This window comes from Halomonas aquatica (assembly GCF_040196335.1).
GTDB classification, from domain to species: Bacteria; Pseudomonadota; Gammaproteobacteria; order Pseudomonadales; family Halomonadaceae; genus Halomonas; species Halomonas aquatica.
This window is the reverse complement of record NZ_JBEGCJ010000002.1, coordinates 24,809-42,331: the sequence shown is the minus strand read 5'-3', so window position 1 is coordinate 42,331 and position 17,523 is coordinate 24,809. Positions and strand designations below refer to the sequence as shown.

Annotated in this window: 17 protein-coding genes; 13 read left to right on the top strand and 4 right to left on the bottom strand. The window is 64.6% G+C overall.

Annotated features, from left to right (window positions below):
• The first annotated feature begins 39 nt into the window (after window positions 1-39).
• Window positions 40-489, top strand: a complete 450-nt coding sequence (locus tag ABE960_RS03375; protein ID WP_349760838.1) for a YcgN family cysteine cluster protein — start codon at window positions 40-42, stop codon at window positions 487-489.
• Window positions 490-493: 4 nt separating this feature from the next.
• Here ABE960_RS03375 and ABE960_RS03370 read toward each other — a convergent pair whose 3' ends face one another.
• Window positions 494-2,599, bottom strand: a complete 2,106-nt coding sequence (locus tag ABE960_RS03370) for a S9 family peptidase (RefSeq protein ID WP_349760837.1) — start codon at window positions 2,597-2,599, stop codon at window positions 494-496.
• Window positions 2,600-2,670: 71 nt separating this feature from the next.
• Between ABE960_RS03370 and ABE960_RS03365 the strand changes: the two genes are divergently transcribed.
• The 7 genes from ABE960_RS03365 (at window position 2,671) to ABE960_RS03335 (ending at window position 7,582) form a co-directional block, all read left to right on the top strand.
• A complete protein-coding gene (locus ABE960_RS03365; protein WP_349760836.1) occupies window positions 2,671-3,117 on the top strand; it encodes a hypothetical protein in 447 nt (148 codons plus the stop codon).
• A gap of 9 nt (window positions 3,118-3,126) precedes the next feature.
• The gene (locus ABE960_RS03360) at window positions 3,127-4,983 is read left to right on the top strand and encodes a vWA domain-containing protein (protein ID WP_349760835.1); all 1,857 of its coding nucleotides are present in this window, start codon (window positions 3,127-3,129) and stop codon (window positions 4,981-4,983) included.
• Window positions 4,984-5,160: 177 nt separating this feature from the next.
• Window positions 5,161-5,583, top strand: coding sequence for a phage tail tube protein (locus ABE960_RS03355; RefSeq protein WP_349760834.1), 423 nt, complete (start codon window positions 5,161-5,163; stop codon window positions 5,581-5,583).
• Window positions 5,584-5,657: 74 nt separating this feature from the next.
• The gene (locus ABE960_RS03350; RefSeq protein WP_349760833.1) at window positions 5,658-5,810 is read left to right on the top strand and encodes a DUF7210 family protein; all 153 of its coding nucleotides are present in this window, start codon (window positions 5,658-5,660) and stop codon (window positions 5,808-5,810) included.
• 76 nt (window positions 5,811-5,886) lie between these two features.
• The gene (locus ABE960_RS03345; RefSeq protein WP_349760832.1) at window positions 5,887-6,486 is read left to right on the top strand and encodes a hypothetical protein; all 600 of its coding nucleotides are present in this window, start codon (window positions 5,887-5,889) and stop codon (window positions 6,484-6,486) included.
• A gap of 62 nt (window positions 6,487-6,548) precedes the next feature.
• Window positions 6,549-7,382, top strand: a complete 834-nt coding sequence (locus ABE960_RS03340; protein WP_349760831.1) for a hypothetical protein — start codon at window positions 6,549-6,551, stop codon at window positions 7,380-7,382.
• Complete coding sequence (locus ABE960_RS03335) at window positions 7,382-7,582, top strand: hypothetical protein (RefSeq protein WP_349760830.1); 201 nt, start codon at window positions 7,382-7,384, stop codon at window positions 7,580-7,582. The genes ABE960_RS03340 and ABE960_RS03335 overlap by 1 nt, the downstream gene beginning before the upstream one ends.
• 46 nt (window positions 7,583-7,628) lie before the next feature.
• Here the strand turns inward: ABE960_RS03335 and ABE960_RS03330 are convergent, their stop codons facing one another.
• Together ABE960_RS03330 and ABE960_RS03325 are read right to left on the bottom strand one after the other, a co-directional pair.
• Window positions 7,629-8,123, bottom strand: a complete 495-nt coding sequence (locus ABE960_RS03330) for a hypothetical protein (RefSeq protein ID WP_349760829.1) — start codon at window positions 8,121-8,123, stop codon at window positions 7,629-7,631.
• Between the two features lie 42 nt (window positions 8,124-8,165).
• A complete protein-coding gene (locus ABE960_RS03325; protein ID WP_349760828.1) occupies window positions 8,166-8,471 on the bottom strand; it encodes a hypothetical protein in 306 nt (101 codons plus the stop codon).
• On the opposite strand from ABE960_RS03325, the gene ABE960_RS03320 reads away from it, so the two are divergent.
• On the top strand, window positions 8,470-8,655 hold the full coding sequence (locus ABE960_RS03320; protein WP_349760827.1) for a hypothetical protein: 186 nt from the start codon (window positions 8,470-8,472) through the stop codon (window positions 8,653-8,655). The genes ABE960_RS03325 and ABE960_RS03320 overlap by 2 nt on opposite strands.
• Window positions 8,656-8,700: 45 nt before the next feature.
• On the opposite strand, the gene ABE960_RS03315 is transcribed toward ABE960_RS03320, so the two are convergent.
• Complete coding sequence (locus tag ABE960_RS03315) at window positions 8,701-9,285, bottom strand: hypothetical protein (protein ID WP_349760826.1); 585 nt, start codon at window positions 9,283-9,285, stop codon at window positions 8,701-8,703.
• 318 nt (window positions 9,286-9,603) lie between these two features.
• Between ABE960_RS03315 and ABE960_RS03310 the strand changes: the two genes are divergently transcribed.
• The 4 genes from ABE960_RS03310 to ABE960_RS03295 all read left to right on the top strand — a co-directional run bounded on the left by ABE960_RS03310 (window position 9,604) and on the right by ABE960_RS03295 (window position 17,501).
• Complete coding sequence (locus tag ABE960_RS03310) at window positions 9,604-10,392, top strand: class II glutamine amidotransferase (protein ID WP_349760825.1); 789 nt, start codon at window positions 9,604-9,606, stop codon at window positions 10,390-10,392.
• 101 nt (window positions 10,393-10,493) lie between these two features.
• Complete coding sequence (locus tag ABE960_RS03305) at window positions 10,494-12,167, top strand: AMP-binding protein (protein ID WP_349760824.1); 1,674 nt, start codon at window positions 10,494-10,496, stop codon at window positions 12,165-12,167.
• Between the two features lie 187 nt (window positions 12,168-12,354).
• Window positions 12,355-16,383 (top strand): ATP-dependent RNA helicase HrpA, encoded by a 4,029-nt coding sequence (hrpA, locus tag ABE960_RS03300; RefSeq protein WP_349760823.1) that lies wholly within the window; start codon window positions 12,355-12,357, stop codon window positions 16,381-16,383.
• Complete coding sequence (locus ABE960_RS03295) at window positions 16,380-17,501, top strand: beta-ketoacyl-ACP synthase III (protein ID WP_349760822.1); 1,122 nt, start codon at window positions 16,380-16,382, stop codon at window positions 17,499-17,501. The genes hrpA and ABE960_RS03295 overlap by 4 nt, the downstream gene beginning before the upstream one ends.
• Window positions 17,502-17,523 lie beyond the last annotated feature (22 nt).

Sequence of the window (17,523 nt, the reverse complement as noted above, 5' to 3'; positions counted from 1 at the left end):
AGAGCGCACCCGCAAGCCGAATGCGGCGCAGGAGAGAGCATGAGAGAACGGTTCTGGGAGCGCTTCGACCTCGAGGAGCTCACCAATGAGGAGTGGGAGGCGCTCTGCGATGGCTGCGGCCAGTGCTGCCTGCTCAAGTTCCAGGACGAGGAGTCCGGCGACCTGGCGGTGCTCAACGTCGCCTGCGAGCTGCTGGATATCCACAGCTGTCGCTGCAGCGACTACGAGAATCGCTTCGCCAAGGTGCCGGACTGCACGCAGTTGACGCCCGATCGCATCGACGACTTTCGCTGGCTGCCGAAGTCCTGCGCCTATCGGCGGGTGGCGGAGGGTCGCAAGCTGGCCGCCTGGCATCCGCTGATCGCCGGCGGGCCCGAGCGGATGCACCGCAAGGGCATCAGTGTGCGCAGCTTCGCCGTTTCCCAGGGCGAGGTCCCAGAGGAGGAACTCGAGGAGCACATCATCGCCATCCTGCCCATCGACGCCTGAGCGCTCACCCCTCTCGCTGTTCCAGTCCCAGCGCCCAGAGGATGAAGGCGTCCTGGCGGGCGTTGTCGTGCCAGGCCTTGAAGCGTCCCGAGGCTCCGCCATGGCCGGCGGACATGTCGGTTCTCAGCAGGATGGGACGATCACCGGCAGTATCCTCCCGGCCCAGCTCCTTCAGGCGGGCATAGAGCTTGGCGGGTTCCCAGTAGGGCACCCGGGTGTCGTGCCAACTGCCCTGCAGGAAGACCGCCGGCCAGGGCTGGGCCGAGAGATTGTCCAGCGGGGAGTAGTCGCGGATGCGCCGCCGCGCCTCGGGTTCGCGCGGGTCACCCCATTCGGTGTATTCCGCCGTGGTAAGTGGCAGGTCGGGGTTCTCCATGGTGCGCAGCACGTCGACGAAGGGCACGTCGAGTACCGCCGCGCAGAAGGCGTCGGGGGCCAGGTTGAGGCTGGCGCTGACCAGCAGGCCGCCGGCGCTGGCGCCATAGGCGATAATGTGATCCCCATCGCCGATGCCCTTCTCGACCAGGGCGTCACGGGCAGCTAGAAAGTCGTGGAAGCTGTTGGCCTTGTGCTCGAGCTTGCCGGCCAGGTACCAGGGCTCGCCTCGATCGCCGCCGCCACGCACGTGGGCCACGGCGAAGGCCGCACCTCGAGCCAGCAGTTCCAGACGAGCCACTGAGAACCAGGGGTCGAGCACTTCGCCATAGGCACCATAGCCGTAGAGCAGGGTGGGCAGGGGGTGGCCAGCGAGGTCGGCCCGCATCACCACAGAGACGGGCACGCGCTCTCCGTCGTGTGAGGTGGCCCATATCCGCTCGCAGACCAGCTGATCCGGCCTCAGGTCGCCATGAATCGGCTGCTGCTTGAGTACCTGACGCTGGCCGCCGTCGAGGTCGTGCTCGAGCCAGGTCACCGGGAGGATGAAGGATTCCTCGCGCAACCGCAGGCGCCGGGTGTCGAAATGTGGCGCGTCGCCCAGCGCCAGGCTGCAGGGCAATTCCGGCAGCGGCAGGCGCTCGTCGCGGGTGATGGCATGGTCGTCACCCAGTTCCAGCACCCGCAGGTGGACCTGGGCCTCGTAGTGGTCGCGCTCGGTGATCACCAGTCCCCAGTCGAAGGCGTCGACGCCCTCGAGGGTATCGTCGTCGCGATGGTCGATGAGTGGCTGCCAGTGGTCTGCCGGGTCGGCCTCGCCGAGCCTCTGCTCTTCCACCAGGTCCAGTCGGAAGTGAGTCGCCTGGCGGTTATGGAGCACGTAGAAGTGCCCGGGGCGGTGGTCCAGCATATACTCCACGCCGCTCTCCCGCTTGCGGAAGCAGCGGGGCGGTGTGGCCGGTGCCCGTGCGGGAATCAAGTGGCTCTCGCTGGTGTCCTTGGAGGCGCTTTCGAGTATCAGCCACTCCCGTGAGCGGGTCTTGCCCAACCCCAGCCAGAACTCCGGGTCCTCCTCGCGAAGAATCAGTGTCGGCTCGCCGGCCCTGCCGTTGTTCAGATCAAGACGCCAGATGCTCTCCGGGCGTTGGGTGGCATCAAAGCGTGTGAACAGCAGGGTGGCATCGTCCTCGGCCCAGCCGATTTCGGGGCCGATCTCCTCGAGCAGCACCGAGGGTACGCCCTCGGGCAACTGCTTGAGGTAGAGCGTATAGGTCTCGTCGCCGCGGGTGTCCTCGGTCCAGGCCAGCCAGGCCTCGTCCGGGGAGAGGGCCATTTCACCGAGTTCGAGGAAGTCGTGTTCGCCTGCCCTGGCCTCAAGGTCGAGGAAGGGCTCGGCGCCGTCGGGGTTCCCGTTGGGGTGGCGCCACCAGACCGGGTAGTCGGCCTCTGCCGCCGTCTCGCTCCATATCGTGAAGTGGTCCAGAGGGGTCCTGAGTCCATGCACGGCCAGCTCCCGGCGGGCCAGGTGACCGTGATAGAGGCGCTCGACGAGGTCGTCCAGGGGGGCGAACCAGCGACCCGACTCGTGGTTGGCGGCCTCCAGAAAGGCGGTGACCTCCGGGGCGTCGCGGTCCTCCAGCCAGTGCCAGGCCGGGTCATTGACTCGGCGAAAGCGGGAAACGGGTTCAGCGGAGGAGAACGCGTGGGCCTTGTCACGTGGCGGCTGTGCTTTCATGGTGCGGGATGTACCATACTCAGTGTGTTTTCAAGAACGTGCGTCGTCGACGCACAACTCGCGAGGTCGTGATGCTGATTTCGGATTCGATGCCCCTACTATGGCTGGTCTATGCCGTGTTGTCGCTGGTGGTGGTGCTCACCGGCTACCTGGGACTGGGCTTTCTGCCGCGGTTGCTGCGGCTGGTGATCACCTGGGCGGTGGCTGGGGTGATGTGGACACCGGCCCATTTCCGGCTGCCACTGCTGGAGGATGGGGAGTTCTATACCGGATTTGCCCCGGCGGTGTTGGTGGCGGCCGTGGCTTTCCTCGAGCAGAACCGCGAGACCTTCCTGCCGGCGGCCCTGCTGGTTGTGGTGGGTGCTGGGTTGGGCCTCCTGCTGGGGCTGCTGCTGTGGTGGCGCGGGCGCCATCGTGAGACCCTCGACGATGATGACCATGTGGACATGGGTGACCAGGAGCCCGCCGCCTCCCGCCGCCGCGGCAGTGGCGAGCGACAGGAGCCGGTGATCGGCTAAGGAGCCTCGATGGGCGGGTATGACATGGATGGCGTCTGCAGGCGTCTCGGCTGGTGGTGCCGAGCGGCCGCGGTTTGGTTAGCCCTGTGGGTAGCCCTGTGGCTGTGGGCCAGTCCGCTTGCCGCCCAGGTGAGCGAGGAGCGCCCGGATGTCCGGGTAGTGGTCGATGTGTCCGGCAGCATGAGGACCAACGATCCCGACCGGCTGGCCGTGAGCGCCCTCGACATGCTGGTGGCGCTGTTGCCGAGCGGCGCCAGGGCTGGCGTCTGGACCTTCGGCGAGACGGTCGACAACCCCCTTCCCCTGGACGAGGTGGATGCAGCCTGGCGCCAGCAGGCACTGGCCCTGCCGCCGGCCTTGCAGGAATACCAGCAATATACCGACATCGAGTCGGCGCTGACCGAAGCCGCAAGGGCCGAGGCCAACGGTTGGCGACACCTGGTGCTGCTCACCGACGGCATGATCGACCTGCCGCCTAACCGAGGCAGCAAGCCCGGCATCGATGATGCCTCGCGTCGCCGACTGCTGGATGAGGTGGTCACCGAGCTGGCCGACCAGGGCGTGGCGGTCCATGCCATCGCCTTCTCCGACGAGGCCGATCTGGCCCTGGTGCAGAGCCTGGCTCAGTCCACCGGTGGACTGGCGGCAGTGGCGGAGAGTCCCGAGAGCCTGCTGGGGGCCTTCCTCGACATCATCGAGCGTATCTTCCCCGCCGATCAGGTCCCCCTGAACGAAGGGCGTTTCGTCATCGATGAGGGCGTGGAGACCTTCTCGGCGCTGGTCTTCCACGAACCCGACGATGCCCCCCTGGTCCTGGTCGCCCCGGACGGCACACGCTACCAGTCCGAGGACGCGCCCGATGATATCCGCTGGCAGGTGGAGCCACGTTTCGACCTGATCCGGGTCCCGGCCCCCCAGGTCGGCGAGTGGCGCCTGGAGGGCCCGGTGGGCGATGAGAGCCGTATCAACGTGGCCTCCCCGCTTCACCTGCGCACCGCCGAGCTGCCGACCACCCTCTACCTGGGCTTCGATGTCCCGGTGGAGGCCTGGGTGGAACACGATGGTGGGCTCATCGATGAAGGGGGCGATGATGTCTCCCTGTCGGTCTCGTTGCAGGATTCGCAGGGCAGGGTGCAGTCCCGGGTCACGCTGACGCCCGAGGCGGGGCGCTTCCGCGGGCGCCTGCCGGCGCCGGCACTGACCGGCAATGCCCGCCTGGTGACCCGCGCCGAGAGCGAGGCGTTCCAGCGTCAGCGGTTGCAGGCCGTGAACGTGCTGCCGGCGATCGGAGTCGTCCACCGTCCTCAGGTCGGGCGGGTGGTGCTGGTCGCGGAGCACCCGAGACTGAATCGCGATAACACCGAGATCCACGGCGAGCTGCAGGGCGAACGCCTCGAGGCGGAAGCGGTGGGGGACTCGCGCTGGCACCTTCAGCTGCCAGAGCTCGATGAGTCGCTGAGCCTGCCCTTGCTGCTGGATGCCTCGATCGAGCTCGATGGGGAGCGCCGCGCGCTGTCCCTGCCGCGTCTGGTGCTCAACCCCGATGGCCGCCTCGGTATCGAGGTCGCCGACGTGGCCGGTCCGACCCTCGCCAGCGAGTCATTCGACGATCAGGGAGACGCCTCGTTGCCAGCGTCCGAGACGGCGGCCGATCGTTTCGTCGAACTGGTCAACCGGATGCCGGAGACGGCCCAGGACCTATGGCAGGCGGGCCTGCCCGGCCTGCAGCGCCTGTGGCATGCGCATCATCGTGATCCTCGCCTGTGGGGTGCGGTGGTGACGGTGGTCCTGCTGCTGCTGGTCATCAGCCTGATCCGGCACCGCCGTTCGCGGCGCCCCATACCCCGGGAGGAACCCCATGTGTGAGCTTGCGGAAAACGCCAATTCGTACAATTAAATCAACGCCATGCGCGTTCCGAATTGTCTCACGCTATCCCCTCGAATTGCCCGATAACGCCTTGACTTTCCGTTTCTCGGGTCGGGACTGTAAGACCCCCTCGGGGCTCATTTCACCGGCCGGATGGCGCGTGATTTTCGACGGTAGTGCTGGCGCGTGACCGCCACGCTGCTGTGCCCGAGCAGCTCCTGGCCGAGGGCTCGGTCACTGTCACCGCTACCAGCGCCAGCACCGACGTGACGGCGGACTGCGAGATCGACCACGCCGCCGGCCTGGTCAAGGCCACCACCGCCGCCGCGGTTGACGTGGCCATCGACTACGACACCGATGCCGCCAGCGGCACCCGCGTGCTCGGCGCCTCGGAGATCTCCAAGCCCTGCTACGTGCTGGTCGAAGGCATCAACCTCGCCACCAACAAGCGCTGCCGGGTCGAGATCGACCGCGTGGTACTCAGCTCTGACCAGGCCACCGAACTGATGGGTCGCGAGTTCATCTTGGGCCAGCTCACCGGCTCGCTGGTTACCCTGGCCGGCAAGCAGTCGCCTTACACCATGGACATTTACGACTGACCGGCGCCCGGGCTGACCCGGGCGTCAGCCATTCGCCATACGTCATGTAAGACATCACCGATGGAGTCACCACCATGAGCCATACCAAGGCACAGCTCGCCGACCTGGTGCAGGTCACCCTGAAACAGCCGCATACCCACGGCGGCCAGCCCCATAAGGAAGGCGACAAGCTCAAGGTCCGCCCCGATCAGGTCAAACGCCTGAAGAAGCACGGCAAGATCGACTAGGCATGACCCAGCCCCGTCGAGTGGCGGGGTGCGGTAACGGGTTGTAACCTGCCTTCAGGGAACTGAAGGAGGGAGTATGGCTGAGCAAATGCGGCAGGGTTTCTGTCAGGAGTGCAACAAGTACACGCTGGTGAAGCGGAAAGGCGTGAGTCACATCCTTCATCTACTGCTTTCTATATTCACCATAGGGGCCTGGGTGTTCGTCTGGATTGGTTTGGCGATCTTCAATATTGGAGGCTGGCGTTGTCAGACGTGTGGCAGTGACAAGATCAAGGACACCGGCGAGATGCTCAGTCTTCGCGGCTGGATCGTCATTTTCTTGTCTGCGATGGTGATACTCCCGATTATTTTGGTCATGGCTGCAGGTGCTCAAAACAACTCCATCATGGACACATTGGCTCCAGTCTTGGTGCTGGTGCCGGTTGTTGCGATCCCTGTGATGATCTTCAAGGCCATCACGCGGCGAAAAAGACAGTCCGCCCGCATGAAACCTCAGGCGCAGGCCATGGGCGACCTTCCTGACAAGGTGTATCGGCCAGGTGACTCGCAACACTCTCATCTGGAACCTTCGGTTCCGCCTGGCATGGTCGTCAGCGAAGAGGCATACGAACGCGCCGACCCCGATGAGCATGCCGCCGCCGAATTCCGGCAACGAATACAGCAACGCGACCCTTAGCGGCCCCATGATTCCAAAGCCCCGCCATCGAGCGGGGCTTTTCTTTGCCCGTTCGGTGACCCATGGCCCAGAACCAAAACGACATCCAGCTGCGCATCAGTGCCGTGGTCGATGCCCTGGAGCAGACCCGCGGCAAGGTAGCGGAAGCCGAGCAGGCCATGGGCGATGCGGTCGGCGAGGCCAACCGCCTCAAGGCCGCCTACGACGACAGCGCCCAGGGCGTGGAGACCCAGGCCCGCACCGCCCAGCAGCTCGCTGCCCAGGAGTTGCACCTGGGCTGGTCGCTGGACTGGCAGGTCGAGCCCGAGGCCTGGCACTACACAGGCCGCACCCCGATCGAGGCGATCACCGCCATCGCCTCGGCCGCCGGCGGGCTGGTGCAGGCCCACCCCAGCCAGCCGACGCTGATCGTCGCCCCTCGCTACGCCGCCCCGCATTGGGCCTGGGCGGGCGAGACGCCCGACGTGACCCTGCCGCTGGCCGTGCTGACGCGACTGGCCAGCGAGTACCGGCCCTCTGATCCGCTCAATGGCGTGTATGTTTCCGGCGAGACCACCGGCGTGCTGGCCCTAGTCAAGCGCACCGGTACCGCCGCCGACCAGCTCGGCGAGATGGTCGTCGACCCGCTGATCACCCGGCAGGCCCCGGCCCGCGGGCGTGGCATCGCGATGCTATCTGCTAGCGGCGACCAGTCCAGCGAGACCCTCGCGCTGCCGGTATCCGCCGACCTCGCCGGCCTGCTCGCCACCGGCCATCTGGTGCGCGTCGACCCCGCCGGCGACGACTGGCGGGGCCTGGTGCGCGCCGTCAGCATTGATGCGACCCTGGATGGTGATGGTGCTCTGACCATCAACCAGACCGCCGAGGTCGAGCGCCACCTCGAGGAGAACGCCTGATGGCTCGCAATCTATACCGCCAGTTCCTGGAGCTGATCCCCCACGACCCCCTGCTGGTGGGCGAGGTCACCAGCCACAACAGCGACGGCACCAGCACCCTACAGCTCTCCGGCGGCGGAACGCTCCGCGCCAGGGGGCAGGGGGCAGGGGGCAGGGTGTGGCGGTTGGGCTCAAGGCATTTGTGCAGGCGGGGGAGGTGAAGGGCGAAGCGCCTGCGCTCACCGATGTGACTGTGGAGGTGTGAGACTATGGATCACGGTTATCCTGCTGTATCGTGGCGACTTTTTCAGCAGGATAATGTATTCTCAGTCCACCTGTTCTTTTTATGTATTTTTCATAAGATCGCCGCCTTCTTTCTTTCAAAGGGTTGTTGATATTGATTCCCCATGTCCGCATTATGCTATCGATCCTCTCTTCTTTGGGGTAAATCTCTTTAATTAATTCTGCTTCTTTGTTTAGATGCTGAATCAGTCCGTTGGTATAAGCATTCCACTCCGCCTCAGCTACTTCTATTTCCCCGATTAAAAATCTATATACGCCATTTTCATCTTGTTTCTTGGTGGCTAGCTTGGAGAAATTTTTTTCAATTTCAGCCTCTGTTTTAGAAAGCGATTCAGCTTTGCTTATTATGTCAGGGGTCATTAGTTTTTTATTAAGTGCATGGTTTAGCCTCCAGTTGGGTGCCATTTTTATGATGACGGGGAGCATTGCGCCTAATATAAAAATAACAATGCCTTGCATTATTTTAATCCTTATTTATCTTGATGTTTTTTTTGCATATTTTTAATACGGTATGGAACGCACCAGCTGACCAGGTGCGGCCGCCTGATCCTTTGCCACTCGCCACACCCCCTCCTCGACATCCTGACACCGCTCCAGCAGATATACCGGCGAGCCCGGTTGCCAGAACCCCGCATCGCGATCCAACTCGCTCAGCCGTACCCGCCCGCTGATCAATCGCCCCTGCAAGATGACGTGATACTCGACCAGCCGATTCCCCGGCGGCCGGCTCCGGCGCAGGCTTACCCGACCCCGGCGCTCGAGGCGCTTGCGCCAGGTGGTGAGTCGGTAGCGGGTGGCATCGTCCATGGGACAACGATGCCTGGGCGGTGCCGGGCAGGCAAGCAACGGCACCGTCGGGGCCGAGACCCTACACGACCTTTCCCTGGCCGTGCGTGAGAACGCCGATACGTTCATCACTGCCCAGGAACTGATCGGCAGCCGGCAGCGACTGTTCAAGAATAAAAAACGCTGCGACGCCAGAGGAGGCTAAAGTGGCTGAGTGGTGACTCTACTCAGCCGTTGCTCCTGTCTAGACTCACTGATCACGGCAAAACTTGCGGATGGCCGCGTCGAGCATGTCCTCATAGAAGGCGGCCCCTGTTTTGGCAATACCTATAACATCCGTAGGGTCGACCGGTTGATCATGGTGGATGGTAGGCGGGTTAAAGGTAGTTCCGTAGTTGGTAACCGGTATTAGTTTGACCTTGCTAGGGGTGAAATCAACGTCTAGAGGTCCATCGGCTTCATAGGTTGCCTGGCCACCACCAGTGACATTGAGTTTTTTGATGGTGATGGGCTCTCCTGAACTGTTCCTGATGGTCGTGGCTCCAGGAAGTCTGCCGGTTATTTCCTCGATGGAGTGCTGGTCGGCGTTCCTTGCGTGTCTCAAGTAGGAGACCAAGGAGTCCCGACGCCTCATGTTTTCGTATTGCCCCTTCCACCCTTCCCAGGCTGGTAAATGCTTGAAGTGTGCCTGAGATTTGTTCCATACCCTTTCAATGAAATGAAGAAATAGCGCCCAGTGATGCTCGAGGTCATCAAGAGATTCAGAGTTCTCCATGGCTTCAATTTGTTCTTTTGCCCTGTCGAGTTCCTGCTTTGGTTTGCGCGGTAGATCCATTGCCATGCTCCTAGTTTAATATGTGATGCTAGCTTGCCGCAAAATCCAGCCGTGACGCCAGCAACCATGGGGATTGCATTTGCTGTATATATCGACACCCCATTGAATCGAATATTCAATGAGGGCATGGGGTTAGGGCAGGGGTAAGGCAACACTGGCAGTGTTGAGAGCTGATCACTGCCATGGGCCCGGTAATGGCATTTATACACTGGATCGCTCAACGGCTGGCGTCGAGTCTGTGAGACACTCCCCAGATTGTGAGACAGACGCCCGTGCAGCATACTGATTCTCAACGCCAAACCGCAGGGGAATAGTTCCATGTGTGAGCTGCTGGGCATGAGTGCCAATGTGCCCACCGATATATGCTTCAGCTTTACCGGCTTCCTGCACCGAGGTGGCGGCACCGGGCCGCATCGCGATGGCTGGGGCATTGCCTTCTACGAAGAGGGTGGCTTCCGCGACTTCCGCGACCCGCACCCTTCCGTGCATTCGCCCATCGCCCGGTTGATCTGTGATTACCCCATCAAGTCGAACATCGTCATCAGCCATATCCGTCAGGCGAATGTCGGCCAGGTACGCCTGGCCAATACGCATCCCTTCGTTCGCGAGATGTGGGGGAATCCCTGGTGCTATGCGCATAACGGTCAGCTTGCCGACTGGCAGGCCCTGCCGCATTCCTTCTACCGTCCGGTAGGCAGCACCGACAGCGAGCATGCCTTCTGCTGGCTGCTGGGCGAGCTGCGCGGGGCCTTTCCAGAACCGCCGGCCGATGACGAGCAGCGTCGTGCCCTCTGGGCGACCCTGCATGGGCTCTGCGAACGCCTGCGTGGCCTGGGCGTCTTCAACCTGCTGCTGGCCGATGGCGACTATCTCTACACCTTCTGTTCTACCAAGCTGGTTCACATCACACGGCGGGCACCCTTCGGCCGGGCGAGCCTGTCGGATGCCGAACTGACGGTGAACTTCGCCGAACACACCACCGCCGACGACGTGGTCTCGGTGATCGCCACCGAACCGCTCACCGACAACGAGGAGTGGATACGCATGCTCCCCGGCGAACTGCTGGTGTGGCAGGGTGGCGAGATCCAGGCTCGCTATGAAACGTAAGTTTCAATCGATCGTTTTACAGTCCTGAAGTCGCTGGTATAAGGTGAGCGCGGATAACAACAAGGCCGATGTCGACATTGGCCGCAGCATGGAGACTGCCCATGAGCGAGAACGCCACGCCCGCCATCCTGACCGGTCAGCCCCTCGAGAAACTCGACCACTACGCCTCGGTGATGGAGATCTTCCACGCTTCCGTGGCGCGCTTCGGCGGCAAGCCGGCCTTCAGCTGCATGGGTCGGGTCATGAGCTATACCGAACTCGACCGTCTCTCCGGCCACTTCGCGGCCTGGCTGCAGCAGGAGACCTCCCTTCAGCCCGGCGACCGCATCGCCATCCAGCTGCCCAATCTGCTGCAGTTCCCTGTGGCCGTGTTTGGCGCCCTGCGTGCGGGCATGGTGGTGGTCAATACCAACCCACTCTATACCGAGCGCGAGATGGCCAACCAGTTCAGGGATGCCGGGGTCCGCGCCATCGTCATCCTGGCCAACATGGCGGACAAGCTCGAGCGTATCCTCGAACGTACCGACATCCGGCATGTGGTGGTGACCGAACTGGGCGACCTTCACCCCTTCCCGAAGCGCCAGGTCATCAATGCCGTGGTCAAGCACGTCAAGAAGCTGGTGCCACCCTTCTCGCTGCCCGAGGCCACGGGCTTCCGGCGGGCCCTTTCCACAGGTGCGGCGCAGTCGCACCGCGAAGTGAGCCAGGGGCCCGACGACATCGCCGCCCTGCAGTACACCGGCGGCACCACGGGGCAGGCCAAGGGCGCCATGCTGACCCACCGCAACCTGGTGGCCAACATGCTGCAGGCCCGTCAGGCCATCGGTCCGGCCTTGACCGAAGGCGCCGAGACCATCATCGCGCCGCTACCGGTCTACCATATCTACACCTTCACGGTGAACTGCCTGTTCATGATGGAGACCGGCAATCACTCGGTGCTGATCCCCAACCCCCGCGACCTGGATGCCTTCGTCAAGACCCTCGCGAGGGTGCCCTTCACGGGCTTCATCGGACTCAATACCCTGTTCAATGCCCTGTGCAGTCGGGAGGACTTCCGTCGACTCGATTTCTCGCGGCTGCACTTGACCATCTCTGGCGGCATGGCCCTGACCCGCGCCTCGGCGAAGCGCTGGGAGGAGGTCACCGGCTGTCAGGTGGCCGAGGGCTATGGCCTGACCGAGACCTCGCCCATCGTCAGCTTCAACCCCGTGGATGCGATCCAGCTGGGCACCATCGGCATACCGGTGGCGGGGACCGAGGTCAAGGTGGTGGATGCCGATGGCCTGGATGCGCCTTACGATACCGTGGGTGAGCTCTATGTGAGGGGCCCCCAGGTGATGAAGGGCTACTGGTGCCACGACGACGAGACCGCCATGGTGATCGATGAGCAGGGCTGGTTTCGCACCGGCGACATCGCCGTGATACAGCCGGATGGCTATATCCGCATCGTGGATCGCAAGAAGGACATGATCCTGGTCTCCGGCTTCAACGTGTACCCCAACGAGATAGAGGACGTCGTGGCTACCCATCCGGGGGTAGTGGAGTCGGCGGTCGTGGGGGTGCCGGACGCGGTCAGTGGCGAGGCCATCAAGCTGTTCGTGGTGTCCCGCGACGAGCGCCTCGATACCGAGACGCTTCGCGCCTGGTGCCGCAAGGGGCTCGCCGGCTACAAGGTGCCGAGGTTCGTGGAGTTTCGCGACGAGCTGCCCAAGACGAACGTGGGGAAGGTATTGCGACGCCAGCTTCGCGATGAAGAGATCGAGAAGTCCCGCTGAGTCTGGCTCGACATCATGAACGAGTTTCCTGCCGCACTCTGACGTGTCCCTCTGGCGTGTCCATCGCCCATCCGATGGCCCCGATTAGGCGCGGTCGCAGCCTCGGCGTTACACTGTAGGGCCCGCTCCGGGAGTTCCGGGCGGGCCGTTTTTTGCTGATCGTGACCCGGAGCCTACTGAAGATATCGTGACCACCGAGACCCGCCAGGCCCCTGCCGCGACGTCCGAGGAGGCCGTCGAGATTAACGCCCTGACCCGCGAGCTCGATGACGTCCTGCTGCGCGACGTCACGAACCTCGATAAGCGACTGCGCGGTCTGCGCCGTCGCCTCCGGGAAGGCAAGCCCGTGGACAGAGGCCTCGCCGAGGTACGGCGCTCGTTCGAGCGCTCTCGGCAGCTCGTGGAGCGGCGCAGGGCGCGGCCCGTCACACTCGAGTATCCGGCATCGCTGCCGGTGGCGGAACGGCGCGAGGATATCCTCGCGGCCCTGCGCGAGCACCAGGTGGTGGTGGTCGCCGGGGAGACCGGCTCGGGCAAGACCACCCAGTTGCCCAAGCTATGCCTGGAGCTGGGCCTGGGTCGCCGCGGCCTGATCGGTCACACCCAGCCTCGGCGCCTGGCGGCCCGTTCGGTGGCCACGCGCCTGGCCGAGGAGCTTGAGGCCCCGCTGGGCGAGCAGGTCGGCTATCAGGTCCGCTTCACCGACCAGAGCAGTGACGCCACCCTGGTCAAGCTGATGACCGACGGCATCCTGCTGGCCGAGACTCGACACGACCCCGATCTCAGGCGCTACGAGGCGATCATCATCGATGAGGCCCACGAACGCAGCCTCAACATTGACTTCCTGCTCGGTTATCTCAAGCGTCTCACCGCCCGTCGGCCTGACCTCAAGGTGATCATCACCTCGGCGACCATCGATGTCGCACGCTTTTCCGCGCATTTCGGCCACCGAGATGCCAAGGGCGTGGAGCGGCCGGCGCCGGTGGTCGAGGTCTCCGGGCGCACCTATCCGGTGGAGGTGCGCTACCGGCCATTGGTGCGTGATGATGACGATGAGGAGGACCGTACTCTGCAGGAGGGCATCCTCCATGCCGTGGAGGAGATCGAGCAGGTCGAGCGAGAAAAGCGCTGGTTCCATGGTCCGCGCGACATCCTGGTGTTCCTGCCCGGCGAGCGCGAGATCCGCGAGACCGCCGACACCCTGCGTCGGGCCGACCTCCGGGGCTCCGAGATCCTGCCGCTCTATGCGCGGCTTTCCAATGCCGAGCAGAACCGGGTCTTCGCGCCTCACGCGGGGCGGCGCATCGTGCTCTCCACCAACGTCGCGGAGACCTCGCTGACCGTGCCGGGCATCCGCTACGTGATCGACCCGGGGCTGGTTCGCATCAGCCGCTACAGCTACAAGGCCAAGATCCAGCGCCTGCCGGTCGAGCCGGTCAGCCAGGCCAGCGCCGACCAGCGCAAGGGGCGCTGCGGTCGCGTGGCCGAGGGCGTGTGCATCCGCCTTTACGAGGAGGAGGACTTCCTCGCCCGTCCCGCGTTCACCGACCCCGAGATTCGCCGTACCAACCTGGCCTCGGTGATCCTCTCGATGCTGTCGCTCAAGCTCGGTGACATCGAGGACTTTCCCTTCGTCGACCCGCCGGATTCGCGCTTCATTACTGACGGCTTCCGGCTGCTCTTCGAGCTGGGCGCGGTCGACGCGGCCAATCGTCTGACCCCACTGGGGCGCAAGCTGGCGCGACTGCCCATCGACCCTCGCCTGGCACGTATGGTGCTGGCCGGGGCCGAGCAGGGCGGGCTGCGCGAGGTGCTGATCGTGGTCGCCGGCCTGGCGGTTCAGGATCCCCGCGATCGCCCGGCCGACAAGCGCCAGGCTGCCGACCAGGTCCACCGCCGCTGGCACGACCCCGACTCCGACTTCGTGGCCCTGCTCAATCTCTGGCACGGCTTCGAGGCCGCCCGGGAGGAGCTCTCCGGCAACCGGCTGCGCCGCTGGTGCAAGGATCACTACCTGAACTACCTGCGCCTGCGCGAGTGGCACGACACCTTCCGCCAGCTGCGACAGCTGCTGCGCGACATGGACATCGAGGTGCCGCCGCCCGCCCCGATCCCGATCCAGGGCCCAAACGAGGACGACAAGGCCAGGCAGCAGGTCCGCCGGGAGAGCGCCGTGACCCTGCACAAGGCCCTGCTCACCGGGCTGCTCTCGAATATCGGCCTGCTTACCGAGAATCGCGAGTACCTGGGGGCGCGCAACCGCAAGTTTCTGGTCCACCCGGGCTCGGGGCTCGCGAAGAAGTCGCCCAAGTGGCTGATGGCGTTCGAACTGGTCGAGACAACGAAACTCTTCGCCCGCACCGTGGCCAGGATCGAGCCCCAGTGGATCGAGCCGCTGGCCGGCCATCTGGTGAAGCGCTCCCATGCCCAGCCCCATTGGGAAATGAAACGTGCCCAGGTAGTGGCGACGGAGCAGGTCACGCTGTTCGGTCTGCCCATCGTCACCGGGCGCAAGGTCAACTTCGGCCCGATCGATCCGGTGCAGTCCCGGGAGCTGCTCATCCGCCGTGCGCTGGTCGAGGGGGAATACAGGACTCGCGGCGACTTCTTCGCCCACAATCGGGCGCTGGTGGAGGAGGTCGAGGATCTCGAGGACCGCGCCCGCAAGCGTGACATCCTGGTCGACGAGGAGACCCTCTTCGCCTTCTACGATGAGCGTCTGCCCGCGGATATCGTCAACGGCAAGGGCTTCGAGGCCTGGCGCAGGAAGGCCGAGGCCGAGAATCCTGACATCCTCAAGTTCGATCGGGCGGCCCTGCTGGCTCGGGAGGCCGGAGAGGTCACCCAGGCCGACTACCCGGACGAGCTGGTGCTCAATGGGGTCCGTTATCCGCTCGCCTATCATTTCGAGCCCGGCGCACCGGACGATGGGGTGACCCTGACCGTGCCGGCCGCCATGCTGCCCCAGCTGCCCCTGGCGCGTCTGGAGTGGCTGGTGCCGGGCCTGCTGCGCGAGAAGTGCATCGCCCTGATGAAGTCGCTGCCCAAGTCGATCCGGCGCCAGGTGGTGCCGATTCCCGACTGGGTGGATGCCGCCCTGGAGGCCACGACACCGGACGACGTGCCGCTCACCGAGGCGCTGGGTGAGTTCCTGCGTCGCAAGACCGGTGTGCGCCTTCACCCCGACGACTGGCGGCTCGATACGCTCGAGCCCCACCTGGTGATGAACCTTCGGGTGGTGGACCATCAAGGCCAGCCCCTGGGTCAGGGGCGCGACGCCCGCGAGCTGGAACGACGCTTCGAGGTGGCCGCTGGCGAGGGTGCCCGGGCCCTGGCGGTTCAGGCCAGCGACGAGGGAGAGCTTGCGGCCTTGCCCGAGACGCCGCTGCCCGAGTCCCGGGTCACCACCCAGGCCGGTATCCGGGTGGAGGCCTATCCCGCGTTGGTGCCGGGCAAGGAAGCCTTCCGTGTCGAGCTGTTCGACCACCCGGACAAGGCCCGTGAGGCCCATCGACTCGGCGTGGTGCAGGCCGCCATGGACCAGCTGCCCGAGCAGGCAAGTGCCATCGAGCGGTTGAAGGGACTGTCGACCTGTGCGCTGCTGTTCGCCAAGGTGGGCGGCAAGCGAGCGCTGGTCGAGGACGTGGTGGCGGCGGTATTTCGCCAGGAGGTGGCCACCGACCCGTTGCCGCGCTCCCGTGACGAGCTCCACGCGCGGCTCGAGGCCACCTGCGACGATCTGCTGCCCCGGGCCGAGGCCCTGGTGGCGACCCTGGAGCAGGCGCTCAAGGGTCACCTGGCCGTGACCAAGGCGCTGAAGGGCAACCTGAACCTGGCGCTTGCGCTGGTATACAGTGACCTCAAGGCCCAGATGCAGCGCCTCGTTTACCCCGGCTTCGTCAGCGAGGCCGGCGAGTGGCTCGAGGAGTATCCCCGCTACATGGAAGCGGCTCTGATTCGCCTGGAGAAGGCGCCCCGGGAGCGTATGCGCGACCAGATGCAGATGCAGGAGGTCCAGGACTTCGAGGCCCGCCTGGCAGCCCGTCGCGAGAGCGAACGGCGCGGCGGGGTGGATGACCCGGCACTGGTGGAGTTCGGATGGTGGATCGAGGAACTGCGGGTTTCGCTCTTTGCCCAGCAGCTCGGCACCCGGTTCCCGGTGTCTCCAAAGCGCCTGGAGCGACGTTGGGCAGAACTCACGGGAAGAACGGCATGACCCAGGCAGTGATCACCGGCACGGGGCTCTTCACGCCGGAGCGGTCCATCGACAACGCGGCCCTGGTGGGCTCGTTCAATGCCTGGGTAGACGCCGAGAACGCTCGCCATGCCGAGGCCATCGCCGCCGGGGAACGGGCGCCGCTTGCGCACTCCAGTACCGAGTTCATCGTCAAGGCCTCGGGCATCCACAGCCGCCATGTGCTGGACGCCGAGGGGATCCTCGACCCCGGGCGCATGCGTCCCCGGCTACCCCAGCGCGGCAACGACGAGCCCTCCGTGCAGTGCGAGATGGGCCTGGCGGCGGCGAATCAGGCCCTGGCGGCGGCGGGTGTTGCGGCTGCTCATATCGACCTGGTGATCGTTGCCTGCTCCAACCTGGAGCGGCCCTATCCGGCGGTAGCGGTGGAACTTCAGGCTGCGCTCGGCGCCGGCGGCTATGCTTTCGACATGAACGTGGCCTGCAGCTCGGCGACCTTCGCCATCGAGACCGCTACCAATGCCATCCGCGCCGGCAGCATCAGGCGTGCCCTGGTCGTCGATCCCGAGATATGCTCGGCACACCTGAACTTCCGCGATCGCGACAGTCACTTCATCTTCGGCGATGCCTGCACCGCCATCGTGCTGGAAGATGACGATGTGGCGAGGGCCGAGGTGCGCTTCGAGATCCTCGGCACCCGGCTCGTGACACGCTTCTCCAACGCCATCCGCAACAACGCCGGCTTCCTCGACCGGGTCACCGACAGCGACCCGCTGGCGACCGACAAGCTCTTCGTGCAGGAGGGTCGACGCGTCTTCAAGGAAGTCTGCCCTCTGGTGGCATCGTTGATCACCGAACACCTGGCGAGCATGGAGCTCGCGGGCGGCGACCTGTCGCGCCTCTGGCTGCACCAGGCCAATCGTCACATGAATGACCTCATTGCCCGGCGCGTGCTGGGCCATGAGCCAAGTCCCGAACAGGCGCCGATCATCCTCGATCGCTATGCCAACACAAGCTCAGCGGGCTCGATCATCGCCTTTCACCTGCATCGTCACGACCTGGCGCCCGGTGCGATCGGGGTGGTCTGTTCCTTCGGCGCGGGCTACAGTGCCGGCAGCGTGGTGGTGCGTCGCCAATGAGCGTCATGACAATAACCGCAGG